Source organism: Rhizobium nepotum 39/7, from assembly GCF_000949865.1.
Taxonomy (GTDB): domain Bacteria; phylum Pseudomonadota; class Alphaproteobacteria; order Rhizobiales; family Rhizobiaceae; genus Agrobacterium; species Agrobacterium nepotum.
Genome location: NZ_JWJH01000057.1, coordinates 1 through 6,462, shown reverse-complemented (window position 1 = coordinate 6,462; position 6,462 = coordinate 1). Strand labels below are relative to the sequence as shown.

Below are 6,462 nucleotides of genomic sequence, written 5' to 3'. Positions count from 1 at the left end.
GTAAAAGGGGTGAATGTTCAGTGCTGATTGACATTTCTGCGAGGCGTCGAGGTGATCGAGCCTGTTGGCGTCACGGACGAGTTCGGCAATGAAACTGTTGGTCAGGGTCATGGCCTGAGGTTGCCAGGTTGGCCGGCGGGCGTCAACGCAGGGCCGGCAAAGAGAAGTTGAAGGCCTGATTTTTGAGGCGCTGCTGTAGTGCCGGTGCATCAGGACAACGCATCAGTGGAAATCCGCCATTCGATGATTATTTTCATATTAAACTGTTATTTATCAAAAGCCTGCACTTGATTTTGAAAGTTGATCATGAGGTCAGCTGTGATTGCCGGCGCAATTGCCGGCATGTTCAGTTATGCAGGTGCGGGTCTGAGGTTCCATCATGCCCGGGGCACGAAGCCGACGCTGAACCCAAACAACCGCCCGATTTTTTCGAGCGTCTCGAGTGTCGGGTTTGCTGCACCAGTTTCGATTTCGGCAACCTGACGCCTGGTCAATGACAACATGGTCGCAAACTCCTCCTGTGTCATCCCGAGGCCCTTGCGGATCTCCACCGCTGCGGCAGGAAGGCGTAATTCGCCAAGGCGTGCACGCTCGGCAAGGTCGCGACGATTTTGCAGTATTTCTTCTTTGTCAGGTTTTTTCCACCGTGACATGGCGTGGCCCTTGCTCAGTTCTGTGACAGGGAGGTCTGAACGCTCTGCGTGATTTCCGCGCAGCGGCTCATCGCTCGTTCAACGATTTCGGGCGACGCTCCCATGCTCTTCGCAATACGGGGTGCCTGCCGGAGACGTTCTGCGAATTCGGAAAGCGCAGTGGATACTGTTAGCTGCGCATCGATGTCCGGAAAAAGACCGGTGCAGATATTTTTCCAGTCAGGCAGATGATCGCGGCCAGCATCCCGCATCATTGCCCAGCGGGTAGAGCGGATAATACCTTCTTTGGCGAGCCTCATGGGTGCAAAGTCAAAAAGAGGAGACAGCCGGACAGTGCCGTCTTCATGTTTGCTCAGGGCCGAATTCCGGCCATGGTTGTCGGGGTTGCCAAGCGCCAGACTGGCTATGTCACGCTTCAGATATTCAACTGTATCTGCAGCAGGATCGGCAGAATATCTGCGAAGGCTGTCGATGTAAGCCTCGTGCGTGCCGATGTAATCGAATTCCGCAACACCGATCGTTGCCACCAGGCTTTCCTGGCCCAGTCGCACGGTTTTACCGGTTTCGCTCCGCTTCCGGTCAAAGCGGGGGATGATCAGCACCCCCTCAGCGTAGACCGATGGTTCGGCGACATTCAGTCCTATCTCCTGAGCGATCCGCGAATAGAGCGCTTCTCCTTCAAGAATCATCCGGTCGGAAGGATCACTGCTGCGCACGAGCTTGACGATAACATGGCGCACGGCTTCATCGTCAGTCACGAAGCTGTCGGGATAATAGAGGCCGTCGGCCGCCTGGGTCATGGAGACTTTCGGCCATTCGCCCTGCAGGCCGCTCGAACCCGAGGCGAGCATCGCGAAGCGGTCGGCGACTTCCATGAAGTGGTCCGACCGTTCAAGAATTTCGGCTTCCGTGACGCCCTGGCGCTGCACTCCTTTTAGCCGTGTCACTTCCGCGTCAGCAGCTTCCTTAAGTCGGATATTGCCTATGCCACCGGTAGCTGATCGCAGAAGTAGCGGGAGGTCCGAGCCGCGAGCGTCTTCACCCAGGCCGAGGTGTTCGGCCAGCTTCCTGCGTGCATGTCCCTGCGGCATCAGATCAAGAAGGAATGGTGGCCAGGTCGTTCTGTACCGACTTTCGAGATCGACTGGATGCTGGACGGAAAGGGCGCGATAATCGCAAACGGCGTTTCCGGCTGCGTAGTCCATTGATGCGTGTGCTACAAAGTAGTCGAGATCGTAATCGACGATTGACGCACCACGATAACCGGCTGCGTCCTCCCGCAGTTCGAGTGTGGCGGCCTGATGCCACGCGTCGTCAAAATGGGTTTGAATGGTAAAACGCATTTATTGATCCCTTTGATGGGACAATAAATCCAATATTCAAGTTAATCAACCCATTTTAATGGTACGATATTTGATTCACCCCGTAGATCGTTCCTGATCAGGCCGCCGCCGGTCCTGAAAATTTCGCCCAATACGGTCCAGGGCAGCTTGCCTGGTTCCAAAGTGGCCAAGCGGCCCGAAGCTGGCGTGGCCGGCAGGATGCCCTCCGTAGAAGAGAATTGTTCTGCGATTTCCAGTGAGAGACACGTCGGCCCCGTCAGGCGTATTTAAGTTCCGACGCAGCAAGATGATAAGGCTCAACGAGGCAATCGACCGTGAGGGCGCGCTTTTTGTTCAGCACTTCGGATGCGCGGGGCTGAAAATCCGGGAAGATATCGGCCGGACGACAGGTTACGCCTTCCTCAAACCCCTCTGATTATGGCGGGACCAGTGAGCCGGAGGCGACCGCTTCCGGTTCATCCGGGCAGATGTCGGCATAATCCGGATATCGGTATTATGCCGCTTGCGACGGGAATTCAGATCTGCATATCAGGTCGATGGGCCACAGGCGGTACGAAGATCTCAATGGCGTTGTTTCCTGCCGCGCGAGGTTCCAAAAACCTCCCGATCAGGATGATTTGATGCAATGAGGACGGAAGCTTACCGATCGGGAAGTAATGTGCTGATCTTCTGGTAATCTTCCTGTACGGTAAGTCATTCGATGGAGGTTGACGATGTTCAGGTCCGCACGCGATTTCGGCGCCGCTATCAGGGAGAAACGCAAAGCTCCTGGCTGGACGCAAACCGGGCTTGCTGCCCGTTCCGGAACGGGTGAACGCTTCATCGTCGAGCTTGAATCCGGCAAACCGAGCTGCCAGCTCGAAAAGGCGCTGATCGTGGCGCGCACCGTCGGCATCGAGATCGGCGATCTCAGGACCGTTCAGGCTGCTCCATCGACGCTGGACGATGACCTCAGCTTCCTCCCGACATTCGGTGCCGATTGATGACGACCATCTTTTGCGAGACCTTGCTTTTACGAGACCTTGCCTGTCGCCTGTCTGACTTTTGAAGGCGAATGGAGACTGGACTACGATGCGGGGTGGGAAGCACGCCGCGCGGCCTTTCCGGTGTCGCAGGCTGAGATTCAATAAATGCGGTGATAGGTCACTAACGCAATCAATACAGCATTTACAGGATTGCTGTATTTTATGGATTTTTCTATGTGGCTGTGTTATCGTCGCGACGCAAGACGGGAGTACGATCGATGGCAAGCTCAGGTAATTCTTACACGACGAGTGATCTTTCCAGGAAGTCCGGTGATATTATCGCTGAGGCACTTCGTCATCCGGTGACGATCACCCAGCGCAACAAGCCTCGTCTGGTCCTTCTTAATATTGAGGATTATGAACGTTTGATGCGGCAGTCTGATCTGCGTGCGGTTGGCACTATTGATAACATGTCTGACGCTTTGCTGGACGAGTTTGAGGCGGCAGTTGAGGCTTATGCGGAAACGGAAGAGATGGTTCGGTGAGCGGTTTCGATGAGATCGATACTGCAGTCGTAATCCGCTACCCTTATCTGTGGAGTCGAGAGGCTTCCCGCGGTGAAACCGAAGGTCGGAAGGGTCGACCCGTTGTTGTCGGGGTGAGGCTGGCCCGTCCGGACGGCGACATGGTTCTTTTCTTTCCCATCACGACAAAGCAGCCGGAAACTGATCGTTTTGTCATTGAGGTTCCAGCGATTGAAAAGCGCCGGGCCGGTCTTGATGCAGATATGCGGCTTTGGATCATTCTGGACGAGTATAACAGCGACATTATCGGGCATTCTTTCTATCTGCAGCCGGAGCCACCTGTTGGGCGGTTCAGCAAAGCTTTTTTTCTCCCCGTCCTTCGGGAGTTTATTGCGCGTCGTCGGTCGTCCAGCGAGGTTTACCGCGCCCGATAAATTACCGGGTGATGTTCGCGCAACGGCGAGGCTGTTTTTTTCGCTTTCGATCTCTGACAGGCAGGGGGCGCTTGTAGAGACTTTGGTGGCGAGGTCTTCAGCAGTCAGACCACCGATGTTCGCGCTAGGGGCTTGGTGGGATTACCGTGTGAACCGCGGTCCCGTGCAGAAGCGAAGTCCGGTGCACTACCGCCCATAAGAGGGTGACGGTCAACGGGATAGCAACGGAGACCAATACCGCGGACGCGCCTGATGCCCTGGTGATGTGAGTGTTGCAGTCAAACTGGATGCGGGTTATATGTAGGCATGTACCTACATGGAGGCTTGGTATGCGTATGACAAGTTTTTCCAGCCGCGAGGTCAATCATGACGTCAGCAAGGCGAAGAAAGCCGCCCAGGCGGGACCTGTGATCATTACCGATCGCGGCAAGCCATCGCATGTGTTGATGACATACAGCGAGTTCGAGCGCCTCACCGGAAAGCGCCGCAATCTGGTTGATGCCCTGTCAATGACCGGACTGTCCACGATTGAACTGAATACCCCGAGAGCAGAGATCGTAACCCGCGAGATCGATCTGTCTTGAAGTACCTGCTCGACACGAACGTTGTTTCCGAGCTGCGCAAGGTCGGCGACGGCAAGGCGGACGCAAATGTTATCCGCTGGGTCAGTGCGCAGGATTCGAGTGATCTGTTTGTTTCTGCGATCACGATCCTTGAGATTGAGCGCGGCATATTGAGCCTTCAGCGCCGTGATGGGTCCCAGGGAGCTCTCCTGCGGAAATGGATGGATGACCGTGTCCGCCCTGAATTCGAGGGCCGTATTCTTGCCGTCGATGATGCAGTGGCAACACGATGCGCCCATCTGCATATTCCGGACCGTCGCAACGAGGCCGATGCCTTGATCGCCTCGACCGCGCTCGTTCACAACCTGACCGTTGTTACGCGCAACGTACGGGATTTCGATGGCACCGGCGCGATCGTTGTCGATCCTTGGCAGGGCTGATTTTTGAAATACAGTCATGCGTATCCCTCTGCCGAACACTCCGGTGTCCGAATTCTGCCGCGAGGGTTACTTTTTCCAATATAGCTGTTGCGACGACTTGAATCTCGACTGAAAACCAGGCTGCCTATCGATTTTACGAGAGCATATGCGAGGTCAGGCAAAACGCTTGCCGTTGTCGCAACGAGAGACAATGCTGAACCTTTTGATCCTGATGGCCGATTTTATCGGTATGATTGTGATGACTTGCCGGCGCAGGACTGGACGTATTCCGACTTCGGTTTCCGGGAGCCCCTCGCGCCTGGTCCTGCCGCTCGATGCGGAAGGATCAGGTGAGCGGATGCTTTGTCAGTAGCTTGTTTTTGCCGCACGTATGCGGACCACCGTGTTACTGCGCGGCATGGGCCTTGGCGGTCAAGTCAACACCGAGTGCTCTCATAACGGCCAACGTCGTTTTGAGCGTTGGGTTACCGCGCTCGCTGAACGATCGGTAAAGCTGTTCGCGAGACAGGCCTGTTTTGCGCGAGATTTCGGTCATCCCTTTAGCACGCGCGACGACGCCGAGCGCCTTTGCAACATAGGCTGCATCGCCGGTTTCGAAGGCGTCGGCCATGAACGCGGCGATTTCTTCATCATCGACCAAAGCGGCAGCAGGATCATAGGTGGTCAGTTTTTCAGTCATCTTTTTTGCTCCATTCCCTGGCAAGTTTATGCGCGGCGGCAATATCACGGGCTTGCGATCCCCCGCATAAAAGCACGATGAGAACATTGCCCCGTCTCTGAAAGTAGACGCGATAGCCGGGGCCATAGTGTATTCGCAATTCACTGACGCCTTCACCAACCGGCTCGACGTCTCCCGGCAAGCCTTCAGCCAGCCGCATCAATCGCGCCGCAATGACAGTCCTCGCTCGTTTGTCCCTTAGACGGGTTTCCATCTGGCGAAAACCGCCGTCTGCTTTAGCTCGATCATGAGATGTACCGTAGTCTATAAACTACACTATTGCAAGTTTTAGAGGAGAATTGATGACCTTAAAAAAAGCGTAGCTGGCCACGCTTGTCCGACTCGAACGTAGCAGGCAGGAGCGCCCCACTCGGCCGGGCAGCGACGTCCACGACCAGCATCTCGCGGTGTTGGCGGCTTACCGAGGCGGTCTACCGTGACACCACGGCGTTTGCCAACGCGAGCTTGCCGTTGTCCGGCATCAATATCAGATCCGACAGGATCCCTTTGATGGCTTACCGCAGCAGGTGTTGCTGTGCCTCACTCAGGTAGAGGATTGCCATCTGTCGCTTTTGCTCAGTTTGGTTGAGTATTTGGAATATTTTTCAAACTTGAAAATGGTTTGAGAGTCATTTAATATACTCAGCATGACTGAGCGATCTACATCACTGTTAAACCGGCTTGAGAAAGACCTTCCCGAAGGGCTGGTCGTGGATGCCGCTTGGCTGCAAGAGCGCGGTATCGCCAGCAATTTGCGCGCCTACTACGTCAAGGCCGGCTGGCTGGAACAGCCGGTGCGTAGCGTCTACAAAAGGCCGCGCG

At 55.3% G+C, this 6,462-nt stretch carries 9 protein-coding genes and 2 pseudogenes; 6 read left to right on the top strand and 5 right to left on the bottom strand.

Annotated elements, in window-relative coordinates; all coding sequences use genetic code 11:
- Positions 1-377 precede the first annotated feature (377 nt).
- The 3 genes and pseudogenes from RS75_RS24735 to RS75_RS27515 all read right to left on the bottom strand — a co-directional run.
- Positions 378-653, bottom strand: a complete 276-nt coding sequence (locus RS75_RS24735) for a helix-turn-helix transcriptional regulator (protein WP_045025250.1) — start codon at positions 651-653, stop codon at positions 378-380.
- A gap of 14 nt (positions 654-667) precedes the next feature.
- Positions 668-1,996, bottom strand: a complete 1,329-nt coding sequence (locus RS75_RS24730) for a type II toxin-antitoxin system HipA family toxin (protein ID WP_045025249.1) — start codon at positions 1,994-1,996, stop codon at positions 668-670.
- Between the two features lie 256 nt (positions 1,997-2,252).
- Positions 2,253-2,348: pseudogene (locus RS75_RS27515) on the bottom strand (helix-turn-helix domain-containing protein); the annotation flags it as partial.
- A 361-nt stretch (positions 2,349-2,709) separates the two neighbouring features.
- Between RS75_RS27515 and RS75_RS24725 the strand changes: the two are divergent.
- The 5 genes from RS75_RS24725 to RS75_RS24705 all read left to right on the top strand — a co-directional run bounded on the left by RS75_RS24725 (position 2,710) and on the right by RS75_RS24705 (position 4,922).
- Positions 2,710-2,979: a helix-turn-helix domain-containing protein gene (locus RS75_RS24725; protein ID WP_045025248.1), complete on the top strand. Its 270-nt coding sequence runs from the start codon at positions 2,710-2,712 to the stop codon at positions 2,977-2,979.
- 260 nt (positions 2,980-3,239) lie between these two features.
- Complete coding sequence (locus RS75_RS24720; protein WP_013760952.1) at positions 3,240-3,506, top strand: type II toxin-antitoxin system prevent-host-death family antitoxin; 267 nt, start codon at positions 3,240-3,242, stop codon at positions 3,504-3,506.
- Positions 3,503-3,919, top strand: a complete 417-nt coding sequence (locus tag RS75_RS24715) for a hypothetical protein (protein WP_045025247.1) — start codon at positions 3,503-3,505, stop codon at positions 3,917-3,919. The genes RS75_RS24720 and RS75_RS24715 overlap by 4 nt, the downstream gene beginning before the upstream one ends.
- A 329-nt stretch (positions 3,920-4,248) precedes the next feature.
- Positions 4,249-4,503 carry a type II toxin-antitoxin system Phd/YefM family antitoxin gene (locus tag RS75_RS24710; RefSeq protein WP_045025246.1) on the top strand — a complete coding sequence of 85 codons (255 nt, stop codon included), beginning with the start codon at positions 4,249-4,251 and terminating at the stop codon, positions 4,501-4,503.
- The gene (locus tag RS75_RS24705; RefSeq protein WP_045025245.1) at positions 4,500-4,922 is read left to right on the top strand and encodes a type II toxin-antitoxin system VapC family toxin; all 423 of its coding nucleotides are present in this window, start codon (positions 4,500-4,502) and stop codon (positions 4,920-4,922) included. The genes RS75_RS24710 and RS75_RS24705 overlap by 4 nt, the downstream gene beginning before the upstream one ends.
- Before the next feature lie 385 nt (positions 4,923-5,307).
- Here the strand turns inward: RS75_RS24705 and RS75_RS24695 are convergent, their stop codons facing one another.
- Complete coding sequence (locus tag RS75_RS24695; protein WP_045025243.1) at positions 5,308-5,601, bottom strand: addiction module antidote protein; 294 nt, start codon at positions 5,599-5,601, stop codon at positions 5,308-5,310.
- Positions 5,594-5,889, bottom strand: a pseudogene (locus RS75_RS24690) (type II toxin-antitoxin system RelE/ParE family toxin). Before RS75_RS24690 ends, RS75_RS24695 begins: the two are co-directional and overlap by 8 nt.
- 398 nt (positions 5,890-6,287) lie before the next feature.
- On the opposite strand from RS75_RS24690, the gene RS75_RS26080 reads away from it, so the two are divergent.
- Positions 6,288-6,462 (top strand): AbiEi antitoxin N-terminal domain-containing protein (locus RS75_RS26080; protein WP_200893670.1); only part of this gene is annotated, 175 nt, incomplete at its 3' end.

Bases quoted from the DNA above. Each gene is read 5' to 3' on its own strand.
- RS75_RS24735 (WP_045025250.1), bottom strand. From the start codon at position 653: ATGTCACGGTGGAAAAAACCTGACAAAGAAGAAATACTGCAAAATCGT.
- RS75_RS24730 (WP_045025249.1), bottom strand. From the start codon at position 1,996: ATGCGTTTTACCATTCAAACCCATTTTGACGACGCGTGGCATCAGGCC.
- RS75_RS24725 (WP_045025248.1), top strand. From the start codon at position 2,710: ATGTTCAGGTCCGCACGCGATTTCGGCGCCGCTATCAGGGAGAAACGC.
- RS75_RS24720 (WP_013760952.1), top strand. From the start codon at position 3,240: ATGGCAAGCTCAGGTAATTCTTACACGACGAGTGATCTTTCCAGGAAG.
- RS75_RS24710 (WP_045025246.1), top strand. From the start codon at position 4,249: ATGCGTATGACAAGTTTTTCCAGCCGCGAGGTCAATCATGACGTCAGC.
- RS75_RS24695 (WP_045025243.1), bottom strand. From the start codon at position 5,601: ATGACTGAAAAACTGACCACCTATGATCCTGCTGCCGCTTTGGTCGAT.